The sequence below is a fragment of the Kitasatospora cheerisanensis KCTC 2395 genome (assembly GCF_000696185.1).
In the GTDB taxonomy this organism is placed as follows: Bacteria; Actinomycetota; Actinomycetes; order Streptomycetales; family Streptomycetaceae; genus Kitasatospora; species Kitasatospora cheerisanensis.
On sequence record NZ_KK853997.1, the window covers coordinates 7821241 to 7837786 of the forward strand.

Here is a 16546-nt window from a genome sequence, read left to right on the forward strand (position 1 = left end):
CGACCGGATGGCTCTACGGCGTCCCTCGCCAGGAGGAGAACCGGGCCCGGAGAATACGCCCCGGGACGGAAGCCGATGCCCCGTCACCCCGCCCGTCGGCGGGGCTGTCACCGCCGGCGGCTACGGTGGCGCGCATGACCGACCTCCAGCCGCACCGTCCCGTCGTCACGCGCGCGGTGGACGGGGCGATCTGCGCCTACCGGCCGAGCGGCAGGACGCCCGGGGAGCTCGCGCCCGTCGCCGTGTTCCGCCCGGCGGACGGCGACGCCGTGGTGAGCCGCGCGGTGCCGGCCGACCTCGCCCGCGCCTACTACGCCACGCCGGACGCGGTGGTGTGCGTGGCGGCCGACGGCGAACAGCTGTGGCGCGCGCCGTTCCGGCCCGAGAAGACCGAGGAGTGGGGACACACGGCGAACTGCGCGCTGTCCGCGGACGACCGGCAGCTGTGGGTGTACCGGCCGGACGCGATGGCCGGGCGCGGCGACACCGACCGCTGGGAGGTGCTGGACCCCGCCACCGGCGCCCTGCTCGGCCGGGCCGACCTGGAGACCGTCGGCCACGGCGGCGAGCACTGGGCGGACCCCACGAGCGGCACCGTGCTGCTCGACATCGGCGAGGGCCAGGACGGCACCACCGTGTACCGTGGCCGGCTCACCGCAGCGGGCCTGGACGTCGAACGCCTGCCCTGGGACGACCGGTGCCCGATCGGCCTGTCGCCCGACGGCCGACGCCTGCTGACGGTCGATCACACCCAGGAGGACGCCACCGTGCTCGACCTCCCCGGCGGCGAGCTGCGCCTCACCGTCGCCCTCGGCGACTTCGGCGCGGCGCCCGAGGAGCACGAGGCCATGGTCGAGTGGAGCGGCGGCTACCTCGACCCGGACACCCTGCTGCTCGTCCTGACCGGCGAGACCGAGGACGAGCAGGAATGGTTCCAGGCCTACCGCGTCGACGCCCACGACGGCCGGATCCTCGGCGAGTTCAGCACGCACGCCGCGAACCCGTACGACCTCCAGCCGCTGGGCGACGGCAGCTGGCTCACCACCGGCGCGTCCGGCCACCCCGTGCGGTGGTTCGCCGGCTGAGCGCTCGGCAGGCGCACCGCACAGGCGCACCGCACGGGGGCGCCGGGGTGCGGGGGTGCCGGCGGTCAGGAGTTCCACCAGGCCGGGCGGACCCGCAGCGAGTCCTCCTTCACGCAGCCCAGGCCGTTGACGATCTCCTCGGCGTGCAGGTCCCAGCCGACCACGCCGTTGCCCTTGCGATCGAGCTCGATCAGCCGGGACTCCTCGGTCTCCGCGCCGGCCGCCACCTGGCAGTGCAGCACCGTGTCCCAGGCCAGGCCGTCCAGCGCGGTGGCGAACGCCGTGAGCGGCAGCAGCACCACCGTCAGCAGCAGGGCCGCCCACTGCTCGGTCGCGACGAACCGCACCTGCCACGGGGCGAGCCCGGTACGGGCCGGGCGGCTGCCGCGGCGGCCCGCCCGGTACTCCCAGACGATGCCCTGACGCAGCGTCAGCGCGACCAGCGTCACCCCGAGCCCCCACCACGGGCCGTAGAACACCCAGCACAGCACGCCCATCGCCAGCGGGTTCACCAACGTCAGCGCCACCGTCCGGGCCGTCGAACCGAGCGAGCGGCCGCCCGGGACGGCGCCCGGGCCGCGAACAGCGCGAACACCACCCGGGAGGTGACCACCGCCACCAGACTCCCCAGCAGCGGACGGGTCGTCACCATGCCGACCAGCACCTCGCCGAGGTTCCGCGCGCCCATCGCACTGACCACCTCGCGGGTGTGCGAGCCGCCGCCCACCGTCCAGGCGATCTTCACCAGCGGGACGGCCACCACCAGCGCCAGCAGCACCGTGTGGCCCGGACCGCCCCTGCGGTCCAGCTCCGTGCGCTGCTCCTGCTCGTCCTGCGCCACCGCGACCGCCTCCCGCGCTCCCTCGGACCTCGCCCGGCCCATGCATAGCCGCTCGGGCGGTCCGAGCGGGGGACGCGCGCCGTCACGGGGGCCCGCGGGAGCTCGATCAGGCGGCGGGCTTGCGGGCCTCGATCAGGGTGCGGGACATGGTGGAGACGAACACGCCCTCGCGGCCGATCAGTTCGTGCAGCTCGCGCAGGCGCTCGCGGTAGCGGTCCACCGAGAAGTCCGGGACGGTCCAGATCACCTTGCGCAGGAACCACACCACCGCGCCGACGTCGAAGAACTCCAGCCGCAGCCGCTCGTTGCGGCACCGCACCACCTCCAGCCCGGCCGCCCGGGCCTGCGCCGCCTCCACCTCGTGCTCGCGGTCGCCGCCCGGCTCGAACGGGCCGAGGAAGAACGCGCTCAGCTCGACGTTGGTCCGCCCGCCGACGTGCTGCGCGAAGTAGCTGCCGCCCGGGGCGAGCACCCGGGCCAGCTCCGGCCAGTGCACGGTGGCCGGGTGACGGCTCGTCACCAGGTCGAAGGCGCCGTCCGCGAACGGCAGCGGCGCGTCCTCCGGGCAGGCGACCAGCACCGCGCCCAGCGGGTGCAGCAGCCGGGTCGCCCTCGCCGCGTTCGGCGGCCAGCCCTCGGTGGCGACCATGGTGCGAGGGAAGCCCCCCGCCGCCGCGCCGGCCAGCACCTCGCCGCCGCCGGTCTGCACGTCCAGCGCGGCCGAGGCGGCGGCCAGGCGCTCGCCCAGCAACCGCTGATAGCCCCAGGAGGGGCGCTGTTCGGTGGCCCGGCCGTCGAGCCAGGAGAAGTCCCAACCGTCGACCGGAGCGGCCTCGGCCTCGGCGAGCAGAGCGTCGAAAGAGCGGTCCATGCCGCGCATCGAAGCACGCGACCGGCCGGCCGGGCGAGCGAATTGGCACCCAACCCCGCAGGCGGCCCGGTGGCCGAGGCGGAATTGCCGTCGCGTCACCGGCCCGGGCACGCGACTCTTCACCCTCGACGCCGGATGCTCGCCGACCTCACCACGCACCACCACCCCCGGCACCTGACGGGATCGTTTCGCCGCTGGCCAGCCAGTCCGTCCAGTTACAGATCGCGTCGAGAGTCGCATCGGCGTCCCTCGGGCACTGGTGCGTCATCGCCACGGCGTCACTTCCGTTGACAGGCATGACGACAGCTCAAATCGGACACCCATCAGCAAGTTCGAGGAAGCCGGGCGCAACTGGCCAGCGGATGAGGCAAGCTCTGGCACATCGATCGCCCGCAACCGCCGAGGAGGGACACCATGGCACTGGTGAAACTGGGCCAAGACCCCGACAGCCCCGAAGGAAAGAGCCCGACCGTCTACCTGGACGAGGAGACCGGCAACTACGTGTTGCAGGGCTGGAAGGTGTTGGACTCGGAGAGGCTGTCCCAGATGGACATCCCCGACCACGAGACCGTGATCGAGTTTCCGCAGCGCATGATGCAGTTCTTCCCGGAGGTGAAGGGTGTCGGCAGCACCGACGCTTGAGGAACTGATCGGGTCAGCGCAGCGCTCCGCAGTTCACCTGGAGCTTCGGGACGGCTACATGCGCGATGACCCGATGTTCCTCAGCTGGCAGAGCGGCCACCGACACGACCAGAGCGACAAGACGTCCTGGTGGAGCCCCTGGCTCGACCTCATCGCCACGGCCACCAACCGCGGTGTCGTCGTGCGACGGTCGAGGGTCGTCTCGGAACCGCTCTCGGAGTACACGCGCTTCGAGTACGACGTGACGTTCCGCAACATCGCCTCCGGCGAGGACGTCCGGTGGCTCGCACGCCACCGAGCCACCGGCCTGGCGCTACCCCCGAACGACTTTTGGCTGGTCGACGACCGCATCCTGCTTGTCCATCACTTCAGCGGCGAGGGCGACTTCGTCGACGACGAGATCGTGGCAGACATCGACACAGTCGAACTCTGCCGATCGGCGTTCGACGCGGTATGGCGCCTCGCCGTCCCGCACGCGGAGTACAAGCCGAGCTGAGATCGTGTCTGCATCATCGTCATCGAGCGTCCAAGAAGCACGTCGTGCGCTCGGCCAGCGCCTGCGCAGCATTCGGCAAGACGTCGGGCTGAGCGCCCGTGAGCTGGCCGAGCGCGCCAACTGGCACGAATCCAAGTGCTCGAAGCTCCAGAGCGGCCGCACCACCCCCAGCGAAACCGACATCCGCACCTGGGTTGCCATCTGCGGCGTCCCTGAGCTGGCCGCCGACCTGATCGCCACCCTCCGGGGCATCGAAGGGGCTTATGTCGAATGGCGACGCCTTGAACGCTCCGGACTGAAACAGCCACAGCAAGCCGTTCGGCCGCTCTTCGACCGTACTCGCCGTTTTCGCATGTACCAGTCGTGGGTCATCCCTGGGCTGCTCCAGACCGCGGAGTACACGCGCGCCGTGCTGAACACCGTTCTCGCACTCCGCGGTGGCGGTCACGATGACGTGGACGACGCTGTTGCCGTCCGCATGGACCGGCAGGGCATCCTTCGATCAGGCGACCATCGCTTCGCATTCCTGATTGAGGAATGGGTGCTTCGGACAGTCATCGGCGACACCGAGACCCTCGCCGCGCAGCTCGGCCACCTCATCGCCATGTCGTCGCTCCCGTCCGTCAGTGTCGGGATCATCCCGATGGGAGTCGTCCGGGGTGCGGGGTGGCCTACAGAGAGCTTCACGATCTACGACGACGTACAGGTGAACGTGGAACTCGTCGCCGCACACCTGACAGCTACTCGGCCGGGCGAGATCGCCGAGTACAGCCAGGCGTTCTCAGAACTGGCCGGCCTCGCCGTGCACGGCACCGATGCTCGTGGGCTAATCACCTCTGCGATCAACGCACTTGGGTGACGACCGAGCAAGTTCGAGCAAGTTTCTGGCGACTCTCCGCGACCCGCTCTTAACGTCGTGTCACGAAGAAGAGACCTGACGGACGAACGGGAGCAGCCTCATGGAGACTCCGCCGCAGCAGTCGTACCCCACCGCAGCCGCAAGGCTCACCATCCGTGTCAGCACGGTGAAGCCCGACGGCACCCGCACCCTCCGGTCGACCACCTCGTCCGACGAGCTGATCGTGCCGACCCCGCTCTCCACGTTCGCGTGGCCCGCCTGTGAGTGCCCGCGCCACCGCCCTGTGACGGCGCGGCAGCCCACTGTCTGACGGGCCGCCATGGAGTCCTACGCGACCAGCAACTACGGGCTCGGCGGCTTCCCAAGGTTGTTCGGGCGGCCCGCAATGAAGTGCTCGTCGACGACCGCGCGCCTTGGTGGCTCGCGACCCGCCCCCTGCGCCGAGCGCGACGATGCTGAGCCGCCCCCAATTCCCGGCCCCGCCGGCCCACATCCGGCGGAAGGGCCGCGCGCGGGCGCGCCGCCAGGCCGCCCCTGGCCCCGCACTACGACAAACCCGGTCAGGGGCGCCCAGCCAATGACAGGTATGACGACAAGTCGGCATTTAAGAGCAACCGCGACACACAGGACCAAGCCGTCGCCCGAGCCGCCGAGTTCGCGAGACGCGCAGACTCCGATTCGGCCGCCCGCGACTACGACGGCGCACGGCAAGTGATCAACGCCGCCCGCCGAGCAGCGGAGGGCGAGCCGCAGGCCATGCGAAACCGCTACGCGGAGCACGATCAGCCCCACCCGCACACCGACTGAAAGAACGCCAACCACCGTGGCACACAGCGACATCCCGAACAACGCCCACCCGCGACGCCGCGCCGGATGCCTCGGCATCGCCCGCGACGAAGCCGGCCGCGTCCTCTTCGTCCGAACCCTCTACGGCAGGGGGCTCATCCTCCCCGGCGGAGCCGCCACCGAAGGCGAGTGGTTCGACGACGCAGCCCGCCGCGAGTTCGCCGAGGAGACCGGACTGCACGTGCGTCTCTGGGCACTCATCGCCATCGACCAGGTCGCCGCCGACCCCGGCACCGGATCCTGCGAAGGCGTCAACTTCGTCTTCGACGCGGGCGAGTTCACCGAACAGCAGAAGGCCGACATGCGCGTACCCTCCGGCGCCGTCTCCGAGATCGCCGACTTCGAATGGGTTCACCCCACCGAGTTCGACACGCACCCCGACATCGCCGAATACACCGCCCGGCGCGTCGCCCAGGCCCTCGACGCGCTCAAGTACGGGATGTGGCTGCCGCTGCTGCGCCACGGCCGGCCCGTCCAGCCCGCGTAGCCCCGAAGCTCCGCCGCGGCGGTCCAGCGCCACCCACTACGAAGGAGGAACCAGCGTGACCGTGATCATGGAACGACCGCACGGGGCGACGCTCACCGCGCCCGCCTCGGTCGAACTGGAGCTGACCGGTAAGTGCCAGCTCTCCTGCACCCACTGCTACAACGAGTCCGGCCCCGGCGTGCCGCACGGCACCATGACCCTCGACGACTGGAGGACGGTCATCACCGAATGCGCCGAACTCGGCGTACGGCTGGTGCAGTTGATCGGCGGCGAGCCCACCGCCTACCCCGGCTGGGCCGATCTCGTCGACCACGCCCTGGCGCTGGACCTCGGCGTCGAGGTGTTCTCCAACCTCTTCCACATCACCGACAAGGGCTGGGCGGTGCTCTCCAGGCCCGGCGTCCGACTCGGCACCTCGTACTACTCCGTCAATGCCGGAGAACACGACCGTGTCACCAACGTCCCGGGAAGCCACGCCAAGGCCCGCGCCAACATCGCCAAGGCCCTGAGCCTCGGCATCCCCCTCCGAGTCGGCGTCGTCCGCTGCCACGACGGGCAGCTCGAACAACTCGCCGTGCAGGAACTGCACGCGCTCGGTGTCGAGAACGTCACCCGCGACGACGCCCGCGGCGTCGGCCGAGCCGGCGGCGGCCAGGCGCCCACCCCCGACGCGCTGTGCGGCAACTGCACACGCGGCCGGCTCGCCGTCCTCCCCGACGGCCGCGTGGCGCCGTGCGTCATCGGCCGCTGGCTCGGCTCCGGCGACGTCAAGGACCCCGGCGGCCTGCGCGCCGTCCTCGGCGGCCCGGAGTGGGCGAAGCTCTCCGCGAGCATCCCGCCGAAGCGCGCGGCCACGGCTGGCTGCGTCCCCAACGACAGCAACGACTGCAACCCGGCCAGCACCGAAGCGTGCAACCCCGCCTACGGCATCGCACCCGCCACCGCGTCCGGAAAGGCGACTCGATGAGCTGGACGAAGCACGCCCACGACCTCGCCGAACGGACCACCGACCCGGACTCCCGCTGGCGACACCCCGTCAGCGAGGTCGCCCGGCACCTGCTGGTGCCCAAGTGGTGGGAACCCGCCGAAGCCGGCGGCTGGCGGCTGATCGACGGCGAGAACGACCCCGACCTGTGGTTTCGCCGCGCCTACGGCCACGCGTCCATGGTCACCAGCATCGCCGGACTCCACGCCGACCACGCCGGCCCGGAAGACAACCCGGCCGGACGGCCGACCAGTTCCGCCACCCTCACCGCACTCCTCGTCAAAATGCTCCGCCACGCCCGCATCGGCGACGACCACACCCTCCTCGACGTCGGCACCGGAGCCGGCGGACTGACCGCCCTCGCCTCCGTCCGGCTCGGAGCCGACCGCGTCACCAGCATCGACGTCGACGAGTACCTGACCTACGCGGCACGGGACCGCCTCGACGAGGAACTGGGGCTCCGGCCCAACGTCCTCACCGTGGACGCCACCGGCCCGATCCCCGGCACCTACGACCGGCTCGTGGCCACCGTCGCCGCCCGCCCCGTCCCGGTCTCCTGGCTCCAGGTGCTGCGGCCCGGCGGACGTCTCGTCACCACCATCGCCGACACCGCGCTGATCCTGACCGCCTGGAAGGACCCCGACGGCGGCGCTACCGGAATCGTCGAACGCGACTGGGCCGGATTCATGACCACCCGTCACGGCCCGGACTACCCGCCGGGACTCGACACCGTCTTCGAGACCGCCCGCGAAGCCGAAGGCGAACACGTCGCCACCTACCGCTATCCCGTCGCCGACATCCGCGACAGCTGGGAAGTCCGGTCGATGCTCACGATCACCACACCCGGTATCGAGATCGACTTCGAACAGCGGCCCGGCCGATGCACCGCCTACCTCGCCCACCCCGACGGATCGTGGGCCCGCGCCGAAGCCGAACGCTTCGAACCGCCGACCGTCCACCAGAGCGGACCCCGCCGCCTCTGGGACGACCTCGAACGGATCCGGAACCGGCAAGCCGTCGAAGGCGGCCTGCCCCTCTACGGCTGCAAAGCCAGGATCGACCCCAACGGCACGATCCACCTCAACCGCGGCCGCTGGTCGGCAACCATCCAGGCATAGGTGAAAAAACAATCGTGTGCGCACAACTCGCGGACGAGACCGGTCCCGTACGCGCGCACGGCGCCCGCGAGGTTCCGGGCGGCAGCGCCACCCCGAAGTCCGCTGCCCGGCACGGCGTTACCGTCCCGCTGGGTAGCAGCGCACCTGCCACAGGGCAGGGCAGGGCCGCTGTTCTCCGTCGGCTGGCGCGAGTACCCGCCGGGCCGTTGGAGGCTGAGGTTGGTGGGGTGGGAAGTGGTGGCTCGTCGTCGGGTGGGGCGGGGTGATGCGGGTTTTGTGGGCTCGGGCATCATCGACGGCATGAGCGACACGCACTCCGACCCGCTGGCCCGGCTGTGGGAGGACTTCCTCACCCTGCCGTTCCCGCGCAGCTGTTACCGTCAGGCCCCCGCCGGGGAGGACCTGGTCCTGCTCGACAGCCACCTGGCCGGCTGCGTGTCCGCCGCCCTGACCGGGCCGCTCGACCGGCGGCGCAGAGAGGCGCTCCGGCACGGCACGGCCACCGTCGACCGGATCCTGCCCGAACTCGCCGACGACGCCGAGGGCCGCGAGTACTTCACCCGCCTGCGCGAGCTGGCGGTTCTCGCGGCGGAACGCGCGGGCGAGGACCGGCCGGGCGACGTGAACGGCTGATGGATCGACAGAACGCCGTCCCGGCGGGGGCGGAGCGGCTCGCGGAGGCGGTGCGGGCCGGCGACCGGGAGCGCGTCGTCGCGTTGCTGGCGGACGGTGCCGATCCCGACGGCCGGGACGGGAACCGGACCGCGGCCATCGAGCACGCCGTCCGGGCCGGTCATGCGGACGTCGTCGCCGAACTGCTGCGGGCCGGTGCCGACCCGAACCAGCAGATCGGCGACTACCGGGAGTTGAAGCCGCTGAACCTGGCGCTCGGGTGGGGCTACCTGGAGGTGGCGAGGCTGCTGCTGGTCGCCGGGGCCTCCACCGGGATCCAGAGCGAGCGGACGCAGGAACTGCCGCTGGTGGTGGCCGTGATCTGCCCCGGGGCGGACCACCGCGAGAGCCTGATCGACCTGCTGCTCGAGTACGGCGCGGATCTGGAGGACCGTTCGATGAAGGGCATGACGCCGCTGGAGTGGACCGCCGGCACGCCCAGCCTCGGCGCCGTCCGCCACCTGCTCACCCGCGGAGCAACGCCCACCCCGGCCGCCGTCCGCCGGGCCCGCGACGCGGCCCGCTGGCGTCCGCAGCACGCCGCCACCTACGCGGCGATCGAACAGGCCGTCCTGCGTGCGGAGTTCCTCCGCCGGAAGCGGGCCGCCGAGCAGCGGACGGGGTGAGCGGGGCGGGGCCCGAGGCCGGCGCTGACCCGCCGTCAGGGTGAGGCGCGGCCCGGCCGGGTCCGATCTGCGGAGCGCGGGGGAGCGTGCGGGGGCGGGGCACGGCGTGTTCCCGGTGCTGCACGACCTGGCGTTCGCCGCCTGCGCACACCGACCGCGTCGCGGCGCCGGCCGTCGCCACCGGCCCCACCGGCGAGTTGTCGCCGTGCGGGGTGCACCGGCACCCCGTCGAGGTGCTGGCGCACCCGCGCAGGGGCGCGCCGATCGTGCTGCCCGAGCGCCCCCGCGAAGCAGATTGACGGATCGTCGGCCCGGGGAGATCCACTGCCGGGGGACGACCGACCGGGGGAGATCCGGGCCGCGAGGCGGTCCGGGCGGGTGATCCCGGCGGCACGGCCCACACGTCCGGGCCCGGCACGGGAACGGCACCAGCAGGAACCGGACCACCCGGAGGCACCGCATGCACCTGACCATGGTTCTGCTGCTCACCCCGCTCGTGCTGGCCGGCGCCGTCACGGCCCGCACCCCCGCCCGGCGCGGCCGGCACCGCGCCGGGCCGCGCCGCCCGCAGCCCTGAGGCGCGTTCGGGTCCGACGGCCCGTCAGAGCCGCCCCGCCCGGCGGGCGATCAGCGCCGCCAAGCCGTCCAGGATCCGCTCGATGCCGAAGTCGAAGGCGTTGTCGCGGCCGTCGCCCGGCTCCGCCAGGGCGGCGGCGAGGGCCGGGTAGCGCTCCGCGTGCGCCACCACCAGCCCGCCCAGCGCGCGCAGCATCTCCGCCTCGGGCGACCCCTCGCGGGACTGCCGCTGCTGCGCCGCGATCGCCCGCACGTGACCGACCAGCAGCACCGCCGCGTCCATCCGCTCCGCGCCGCTCAGGCCCTGGCCGTCCAGCGCGGCCACCACCCGCTCCAGCCAGGCGAGTTCGCGCGGGCCGGTGAGTCGCGGCGCGGACAGCGCGTCCAGCACCCACGGGTGGGCGGCGAGCACCTCGGCCATCCGGTGCGCCCAGTCGGTGAGTTGCTGGCGCCAGGGGGCCTCGCCCGGCGGCGGGGGCTCGCCGACCGCGTGCTCGATCATCAGGGCGATCAGCTCGGCCTTGCCCGGCACGTACCGGTAGAGCGACATCTTCGTGTAGTCCAGCAGCCCCGCCACCCGCTGCATGGACAGCGCGGCCAGCCCCTCGGCGTCCGCGACCTCGATCCCGGCCCGGGCGATCGCCTCCAGGCTGAGGGCCGGCTTCGGCCCCCGGGTCGGCCGGGCCGGCGGACCCCACAGCAGGCGCACCGCCGCCGCGTCCTGCCCGGCCTGTCCCGGCTGTTCCGACTGCTCCGCCACGGGCCCTCCCCGGTACTCCGCCGAACCGCCTTGCGTCCGGCCTGAAACTGCGTCTACCGTACACAGCAGAAACAGTGTCCATGGGACACACTTTCTGGCCCGGGCCCGGGGAGGGCCCGTTCCGGCCTGCCTTCCGAGGGGGAAACACCCATGCAGATCCTGATCTCCGGCGCCGGCATCGGCGGCCCCGCGCTCGCCCACTGGCTCGCCCGCTACGGCCACCGGCCCACGGTGGTCGAACTCGCGCCCGCGCTGCGGCCCGGCGGCCAGGCCGTCGACTTCCGCGGCCCCACCCACCTGACCGTCCTCCGGCGGATGGGCCTGCTGGAGGAGCTCCACGCGCTCGACACCGGCGGCAACCCGATGACCTTCACCGACCGGCACGGCCGCACCCGGCTCCGGCTGCCCGCCGACTTCGCCGGCGGCGAGATCGAGATCCCGCGCGGCGAACTCGCCCAACTCCTGCACCGGCACACCGAATCCAGCACCGAGTACCTGTTCGGCAACACCGTCACCGCGCTCCGGCAGGACGACCGCGGCGTCCGGGTCGCCTTCCGGCACGGCCCCGAACGCCACTTCGACCTGGTGATCGGCGCCGACGGACTGCACTCCCGGATCCGCGCCCTCGCCTTCGGCCCCGAGCGGGACTACGTCCGCCACCTCGGCTACTACGCCGCCACCTGGCAGTTCCCCAACACGCTCGGCCTGCCCGCCGGCAGCACCGGCATCAACACCCCCGGCCGGCTCGCCTCGGCCGGCGCCGACCCCCGCGACCCGGCCCGGGCCGGCGCCTTCCTGCTGTTCGCCTCGCCGCAGCTCGACCACGACCGGCACGACACCGACGCCCTCAAGTCCCTGCTGCAGCAACGTTTCGCCGACCTCGGCCGCCCCGTCCCGCACCTGCTGGAGACCCTGAAGGACGCCGACGACCTCTACTTCGACTCGATCAGCCGCGCCGACGTCCCGCACTGGTCCGACGGCCGGATCGCGCTGCTCGGCGACGCCGCCTGCGGCGCCACCATCGGCGGCATGGGCACCGGCACCGCCCTGGTCGCCGCGTACGTCCTCGCCACCGAACTCGCCCGCGCCGACGGCGACCACCGCACCGCCTTCGCCCGCTACGAACAGACCGTCCGCCCCTATGCCGAGCGCTGCCAGCGCGGCGGCGACCGCACCGGCCCGTTCCTCGCCCCGCGCACCGCCACCGGGCTGCGGGCGCGCAACGCCCTGCTCAACCGGGGCTGGATCCTGGAGAAGATGCTCGAACTCGGCAAGGACGTCTCCACCATGGACCTGCCCGAACCGGTCTGAGTCCGCCCGCCGCGAAATCCGCTTGCCGCCGATCTCCGGGGCGGCCCAAGATCGGCGGATGGACCACGTGATACGCCCCACCACCGTCGAGGACTGGCAGCGCACCAAGCAGCTCCGGCTGGACGCCCTGCGCGACCCGGTCGCGCACATCGCCTTCCTGGAGACCTACGAGACCGCCGTCGCCCGCCCGGACGAGGTCTGGCAGCAGCGCGCGGCCGGCTCCCGCGAGGAGCTGACCGCCCGTCAGTTCATCGCCGAACGGCCGGACGGCGGCCTGGACGGATCGGTCACCGTACTGATCGAACGGGCCGGCACCCAGGACGTCCTCGGTGGGGCGATCGAGGCCGACCAGGCGCACCTGGTCGGCGTGTTCGTCCGCCCCGAACAGCGCGGCACCGGCCTGGCCCGGGCCCTGTTCGACGCCGCGATCGCCTTCGCCCACGAGCTCGACGAGCCCCGGATCTCCCGCGTCCGCCTCTACGTGCACCAGGACAACGAGCGCGCCGAGGCCTTCTACCGGAAGATCGGCTTCGTCCGCAGCGGCCGGTCCGTGCCCGTCCCGGGCGACGAGTCCTCGATCGAGCACGAGCTCGTCCTCGCCCGGGAGGGCTGACCGCCCGCCCCGCCGCCCGGGCCGGCCGGCCCGGGGGTGTGCGCCGGGCCCGACGGGGCAGCCGAAGCCGTGGAGGCCCGCGAAAGGCGCGGCCCGGAGCGCGCGGGAGGCAGACCATGGCCGGCCACGGCGGCAACGTCATCCACGAACTGAAGACCGACCACCGGGAGATCGAGGCGCTGTTCGCCCGGATCCGCTCCGCCGCCACCGGCACCGAGCGCAAGGAACTGCTCGACGAGGTGACCGTCGAACTGGTGCGCCACTCCGTCGCGGAGGAGGCCCACCTCTACCCGGCCGTGCGCGACCGGGTACCGGCCGGCGAGGTGCTCGCGGACAAGGAGGTCGAGGACCACGCCCGGGTCGAACGGCTGCTCAAGGCGATCGAGAGCACCGCCGCCGAGGACCCCGCGCTGCCCGGCCTCGCCGCCACCCTGATCGAGGAGGTCACCTCGCACATCCAGGAGGAGGAACGCGAACTGTTCCTCGCCCTCCAGGCCGCCTGCGACGACGAGGAACTCGACCGCCTCGGCGACCGGATCCGCCGCGCGAAGGCCACCGCCCCCACCCGCCCGCACCCCGGTGCCCCCTCCTCGCCCGCCGCCCGCAGGGTGCTCGCCCCGGGCGTCGGCCTGGTGGACCGCGTCCGCGACCACCTCACCGGGCGGCCGGGCGCCTGAACCGGGGCCTGCCGAGCGTCTACGTCGGCCGGGCGTCCGGGCCGGGCAGGCGTCCGGGCCGGACGTCGGGTGCGCCGCGCTGCTGCCGCCGGGTTGTCACCGCCGGCGGGCGAAGGAGCTGCGGTAGGCGGCCGGGCTCATGCCGAGCCGGCGGTTCAGGTGCTGGCGCAGCGACTCGGCCGAGCCCAGGCCGCTGCGGTCCGCGACCTGGTCGACCGTCAGCCCGGTGGTCTCCAGCAGCTCACGGGCCCTCAACAGCCGCTGCTGGAGCAGCCATTCGAACGGGGTCACCCCCGTCTCGGCCGTGAAGCGGCGGGTCAGCGTCCGCACGCTGACCCGCGCCCGCTCGGCCAGCTCGGGCAGGGAGATCGGCCGGTCCAGGTGCTGGAGGGCCCAACTGCGGGCCTCGTCCAGCGGTGAGCCAGTCCGGTCCGGCAGCGGCGTCCGCACGAACTGCGCCTGCCCGCCGTGCCGGACCGGCGTCACCACCGCGGCCCGGGCCGCCGCATTGGCCGCCGCCGCCCCGTAGTCGGCGTCGATCAGGTACAGGCACAGGTCCAGCCCCGCCGCCGAGCCCGCGCCCGTGACGATCCGCCCGTCCTGCGCGAACAGCCGGTTCGCGTCCACCCGGACCGCCGGGAAGGCGCGCTGCAACTCCTCGGCCAGCGCCCAGTGCGTGGTCGCCGTGCGGCCGTCCAGCAGCCCCGCCTGCGCCAGGACGAACGCGCCGCTACAGATCGACGCGATGCGCTTTCCCGCCGCGGCCGCCGCCCGCAGGGCGTCCAGCGCGGCCGGCTCCGCGTCGTGCCGGCTGGCGGTCGAGGGCACGATCACGGTGTCCGCTGCCGCCACCACCTCCAGCCCGCGGCCCACCACCACCCCGATGCCGCCCGACGCCGCCAGCGTCCCCGGCACGGCCGTGCACACCGTCACCTCGTACCCCGGGCCGCCCCCGGACTCGACCGCCTCCAGCAGCACCGAGGGCATGGACAGGTCGAAGGGCTTGACCGGCGGGACGGCCAGAACGGCGACACGGTGCATGGCTGGATCCTTGGGGATCGTGGCTATCGGGCCACTGACCCTACCCCGCGAACGGCAGGCAGAGTAGGGCACGCGGACGGGCCCCCGCGCACCAACTCACCTTTCAACCGGCAGCTCTGACCAGCTGTCACAGCGGAACGGAGCCGGCACACCATGGCCGAATCTGTCGTCATCGGGGCCGGCGCGACCGGCGTCGCCACCGCCCGCCGACTCGCCGAGCGCGGACAGCACGTCCGACTCGTCACACGCAGCGGCAGCGGACCCGACCACCCCCGCATCGAACGCGTCGCCCTCGACGCGGGCCGCACCGCGGACCTCGCCGCAGCCCTCACCGGCGCCCGCACCGTCTTCAACGCCGCCATGACGCCCTATCACACCTGGCCCGAGACCATGCCGCCGCTGTTCACGTCGATCCTCGCCGCCACCGAACGGGCCGGCGCCGACTACGTGATGCTCGGCAACCACTACGCCTACCGGCAGAGCACCGGCCCGATCACCGAACGCACCCCGCTCGACCCGCACACCCGCAAGGGCCGCGTCCGGGCCGCACTCTGGCAGCAGGCCGAGACCGCCCACCGGGAGGGCCGGCTGCGGGTCACCGAAGTCCGGGCCGGCCAGTACCTCGGACCCGGCGCGGTCTCGGCGTTCACCCTGCTCGTCGCCCCGCGCGTGCTGGCCGGCGAACTCGCCCTCGTCCACGGCGATCCCGACGCCGAACACTCCTTCTCCGCCACGGAGGACGTCGCCGCCGCCCTGGTCGCCGTCGCCGGCGGCGACGAGCAGGCCTGGGGCCGGGCCTGGAACGCGCCGGTCGTCACCACCACGCCGCGCCGGGCCGCCGGCGTGCTCGCCGAGCTGCACGGCGCCCCCGAACCGCGCCTGGAACCGCTCACCGAACGGGACTTGACGCTGCTCTCGCTCGGCGACCCGCTGTGGCGGGAGTTCATCGAGATGAGCTACCTGTCCGACCTCCCGTTCCGGGTGGACGACAGCGACATCCGCGAGACCTTCGGCCTCACGCCGTCGCCGCTGCGGGAGGTGCTGGCCGCCGCTGCCTGAGCCACGCCTGTTCGACCGGACCGCCCTCCGCGCCGTGGGGGCGGTCCGCGTCCGTGCGCGTTGTGCGTTGCGCCTTGTGCGTTGAGCGTTCGGGTGTTTGTGCGTTGAGCGTTCGTGTGTTTGAGCGTTTGTGTGTTTGCGTGTTGAGCCTTGTGTCGGGCCGGGGGCGGTGCGGAGTAGGCTCTATTCCATAGATTTGTCGAGAAAGGGGCGCCGCAGGCATGGCGGACCGGGCCGCGAAGACCGAGCTCTACGAGGCGTTCGCCGCCACCGGCAAGGCCCTCTCCAGCGGGAAACGGCTCGAACTGCTCGACCTGCTGGCCCAGGGCGAACGCACCGTCGACGCACTCGCCAAGGCCGCCGGACTCAACCTCACCACCGCCTCCGCGCACCTCCAGACCCTCAAGCAGACCGGCCTGGTCGCCACCCGGCGCGACGGCGTCCGGATCCACTACCGGCTGGCCGGCGAGGACGTCGCCCGACTGCTCGACCTGCTGCGGCGGGTCGCCGAGCACCACCAGGCCGCCGTCGCCCCGCCCGCACCGCCTACCTCGGACCGGAGACCCTCGGCACCGCCGACGAGGAGCACGCGGTCGAGCGCGCCGTCAGCCGCGAGGACCTGCTCGCCCGGATCGCCGCCGGCCGGGCCGTCGCCCTCGACGTCCGCCCCGCCGAGGAGTACGCCGCCGGGCACATCCCCGGAGCGCTCTCCATCCCCGTCGACGAACTCGCCGACCGCATCGGCGAACTCCCCGAGCACACCGAGGTCGTCGTCTACTGCCGCGGCGCGTACTGCGCCCTCGCCTACGACGCCGTGCGGCTGCTCACCGCGCGCGGCCGGCGGGCGATCCGGCTGGACGACGGGATGCTGGAGTGGCGGCTCGCCGACCTTCCGGTGGACGCGGGCGGGGCGGCCGCCTGACGGTCCGTCATGCACGCGGCCTGTGGCGGAATGGTGAAGGCTCTGGGGTCGGGTGGTGG

The 16546-nt window shown here is 73.0% G+C and carries 19 protein-coding genes and 1 pseudogene; 15 read left to right on the forward strand and 5 right to left on the reverse strand.

Annotation, left to right across the window (positions count from 1 at the left end):
- Positions 1-134: 134 nt before the first annotated feature.
- Positions 135-1085 carry a hypothetical protein gene (locus tag KCH_RS35140; protein ID WP_035870075.1) on the forward strand — a complete coding sequence of 317 codons (951 nt, stop codon included), beginning with the start codon at positions 135-137 and terminating at the stop codon, positions 1083-1085.
- Positions 1086-1150: 65 nt separating this feature from the next.
- Here KCH_RS35140 and KCH_RS45585 read toward each other — a convergent pair whose 3' ends face one another.
- From KCH_RS45585 to KCH_RS35150, 3 genes are all read right to left on the reverse strand, one after another.
- Positions 1151-1612: a hypothetical protein gene (locus KCH_RS45585; protein ID WP_244305577.1), complete on the reverse strand. Its 462-nt coding sequence runs from the start codon at positions 1610-1612 to the stop codon at positions 1151-1153.
- The gene (locus KCH_RS45590) at positions 1603-1926 is read right to left on the reverse strand and encodes a hypothetical protein (protein ID WP_244305578.1); all 324 of its coding nucleotides are present in this window, start codon (positions 1924-1926) and stop codon (positions 1603-1605) included. The genes KCH_RS45585 and KCH_RS45590 overlap by 10 nt, the downstream gene beginning before the upstream one ends.
- A gap of 106 nt (positions 1927-2032) precedes the next feature.
- On the reverse strand, positions 2033-2797 hold the full coding sequence (locus KCH_RS35150) for a class I SAM-dependent methyltransferase (protein WP_035875282.1): 765 nt from the start codon (positions 2795-2797) through the stop codon (positions 2033-2035).
- Positions 2798-3211: 414 nt separating this feature from the next.
- On the opposite strand from KCH_RS35150, the gene KCH_RS35155 reads away from it, so the two are divergent.
- The 8 genes from KCH_RS35155 to KCH_RS35195 all read left to right on the forward strand — a co-directional run bounded on the left by KCH_RS35155 (position 3212) and on the right by KCH_RS35195 (position 9528).
- Positions 3212-3439 carry a hypothetical protein gene (locus tag KCH_RS35155; RefSeq protein ID WP_035870077.1) on the forward strand — a complete coding sequence of 76 codons (228 nt, stop codon included), beginning with the start codon at positions 3212-3214 and terminating at the stop codon, positions 3437-3439.
- Positions 3417-3935 carry a DUF6879 family protein gene (locus tag KCH_RS35160; RefSeq protein ID WP_208866024.1) on the forward strand — a complete coding sequence of 173 codons (519 nt, stop codon included), beginning with the start codon at positions 3417-3419 and terminating at the stop codon, positions 3933-3935. The genes KCH_RS35155 and KCH_RS35160 overlap by 23 nt, the downstream gene beginning before the upstream one ends.
- A gap of 4 nt (positions 3936-3939) precedes the next feature.
- Positions 3940-4794: a helix-turn-helix domain-containing protein gene (locus KCH_RS35165; RefSeq protein WP_035870078.1), complete on the forward strand. Its 855-nt coding sequence runs from the start codon at positions 3940-3942 to the stop codon at positions 4792-4794.
- A gap of 823 nt (positions 4795-5617) precedes the next feature.
- Complete coding sequence (locus KCH_RS38325; protein ID WP_051653796.1) at positions 5618-6127, forward strand: NUDIX domain-containing protein; 510 nt, start codon at positions 5618-5620, stop codon at positions 6125-6127.
- Between the two features lie 55 nt (positions 6128-6182).
- On the forward strand, positions 6183-7094 hold the full coding sequence (locus KCH_RS35180; RefSeq protein WP_051653797.1) for a radical SAM protein: 912 nt from the start codon (positions 6183-6185) through the stop codon (positions 7092-7094).
- On the forward strand, positions 7091-8230 hold the full coding sequence (locus KCH_RS35185; RefSeq protein ID WP_035870083.1) for a 50S ribosomal protein L11 methyltransferase: 1140 nt from the start codon (positions 7091-7093) through the stop codon (positions 8228-8230). The genes KCH_RS35180 and KCH_RS35185 overlap by 4 nt, the downstream gene beginning before the upstream one ends.
- Before the next feature lie 300 nt (positions 8231-8530).
- On the forward strand, positions 8531-8863 hold the full coding sequence (locus tag KCH_RS35190) for a hypothetical protein (RefSeq protein WP_035875295.1): 333 nt from the start codon (positions 8531-8533) through the stop codon (positions 8861-8863).
- A complete protein-coding gene (locus KCH_RS35195) occupies positions 8863-9528 on the forward strand; it encodes an ankyrin repeat domain-containing protein (RefSeq protein ID WP_051653799.1) in 666 nt (221 codons plus the stop codon). Before KCH_RS35190 ends, KCH_RS35195 begins: the two co-directional genes overlap by 1 nt.
- A 601-nt stretch (positions 9529-10129) precedes the next feature.
- Here KCH_RS35195 and KCH_RS35200 read toward each other — a convergent pair.
- Positions 10130-10864 (reverse strand): TetR/AcrR family transcriptional regulator, encoded by a 735-nt coding sequence (locus tag KCH_RS35200; protein WP_244305579.1) that lies wholly within the window; start codon positions 10862-10864, stop codon positions 10130-10132.
- A gap of 150 nt (positions 10865-11014) precedes the next feature.
- Between KCH_RS35200 and KCH_RS35205 the strand changes: the two genes are divergently transcribed.
- The 3 genes from KCH_RS35205 to KCH_RS35215 all read left to right on the forward strand — a co-directional run bounded on the left by KCH_RS35205 (position 11015) and on the right by KCH_RS35215 (position 13465).
- Entirely contained in the window at positions 11015-12175 is a 1161-nt protein-coding gene (locus tag KCH_RS35205) for an FAD-dependent monooxygenase (RefSeq protein WP_035870086.1), read from the forward strand.
- A 58-nt stretch (positions 12176-12233) separates the two neighbouring features.
- On the forward strand, positions 12234-12788 hold the full coding sequence (locus KCH_RS35210) for a GNAT family N-acetyltransferase (protein WP_035870089.1): 555 nt from the start codon (positions 12234-12236) through the stop codon (positions 12786-12788).
- Between the two features lie 116 nt (positions 12789-12904).
- On the forward strand, positions 12905-13465 hold the full coding sequence (locus KCH_RS35215) for a hemerythrin domain-containing protein (RefSeq protein ID WP_035870092.1): 561 nt from the start codon (positions 12905-12907) through the stop codon (positions 13463-13465).
- A gap of 96 nt (positions 13466-13561) precedes the next feature.
- On the opposite strand, the gene KCH_RS35220 is transcribed toward KCH_RS35215, so the two are convergent.
- A complete protein-coding gene (locus KCH_RS35220; protein WP_035870097.1) occupies positions 13562-14506 on the reverse strand; it encodes a GlxA family transcriptional regulator in 945 nt (314 codons plus the stop codon).
- 153 nt (positions 14507-14659) lie between these two features.
- Between KCH_RS35220 and KCH_RS35225 the strand changes: the two genes are divergently transcribed.
- The 3 genes and pseudogenes from KCH_RS35225 to KCH_RS45600 all read left to right on the forward strand — a co-directional run bounded on the left by KCH_RS35225 (position 14660) and on the right by KCH_RS45600 (position 16487).
- The gene (locus KCH_RS35225) at positions 14660-15565 is read left to right on the forward strand and encodes an NAD-dependent epimerase/dehydratase family protein (protein ID WP_035870099.1); all 906 of its coding nucleotides are present in this window, start codon (positions 14660-14662) and stop codon (positions 15563-15565) included.
- 221 nt (positions 15566-15786) lie between these two features.
- A pseudogene (locus KCH_RS45595) lies at positions 15787-15990 on the forward strand (ArsR/SmtB family transcription factor); the annotation flags it as partial.
- A 206-nt stretch (positions 15991-16196) separates the two neighbouring features.
- The gene (locus KCH_RS45600; RefSeq protein ID WP_244305735.1) at positions 16197-16487 is read left to right on the forward strand and encodes a rhodanese-like domain-containing protein; all 291 of its coding nucleotides are present in this window, start codon (positions 16197-16199) and stop codon (positions 16485-16487) included.
- Positions 16488-16546 lie beyond the last annotated feature (59 nt).

What these genes read in the sequence shown, in the direction of transcription:
- KCH_RS35140 (WP_035870075.1), top strand. Translation starts at nt 135, where the DNA reads ATGACCGACCTCCAGCCGCACCGTCCCGTCGTCACGCGCGCGGTGGAC.
- KCH_RS35150 (WP_035875282.1), bottom strand. Translation starts at nt 2,797, where the DNA reads ATGGACCGCTCTTTCGACGCTCTGCTCGCCGAGGCCGAGGCCGCTCCG.
- KCH_RS35155 (WP_035870077.1), top strand. Translation starts at nt 3,212, where the DNA reads ATGGCACTGGTGAAACTGGGCCAAGACCCCGACAGCCCCGAAGGAAAG.
- KCH_RS35185 (WP_035870083.1), top strand. Translation starts at nt 7,091, where the DNA reads ATGAGCTGGACGAAGCACGCCCACGACCTCGCCGAACGGACCACCGAC.
- KCH_RS35190 (WP_035875295.1), top strand. Translation starts at nt 8,531, where the DNA reads ATGAGCGACACGCACTCCGACCCGCTGGCCCGGCTGTGGGAGGACTTC.
- KCH_RS35195 (WP_051653799.1), top strand. Translation starts at nt 8,863, where the DNA reads ATGGATCGACAGAACGCCGTCCCGGCGGGGGCGGAGCGGCTCGCGGAG.
- KCH_RS35205 (WP_035870086.1), top strand. Translation starts at nt 11,015, where the DNA reads ATGCAGATCCTGATCTCCGGCGCCGGCATCGGCGGCCCCGCGCTCGCC.
- KCH_RS35210 (WP_035870089.1), top strand. Translation starts at nt 12,234, where the DNA reads ATGGACCACGTGATACGCCCCACCACCGTCGAGGACTGGCAGCGCACC.
- KCH_RS35215 (WP_035870092.1), top strand. Translation starts at nt 12,905, where the DNA reads ATGGCCGGCCACGGCGGCAACGTCATCCACGAACTGAAGACCGACCAC.
- KCH_RS35220 (WP_035870097.1), bottom strand. Translation starts at nt 14,506, where the DNA reads ATGCACCGTGTCGCCGTTCTGGCCGTCCCGCCGGTCAAGCCCTTCGAC.
- KCH_RS35225 (WP_035870099.1), top strand. Translation starts at nt 14,660, where the DNA reads ATGGCCGAATCTGTCGTCATCGGGGCCGGCGCGACCGGCGTCGCCACC.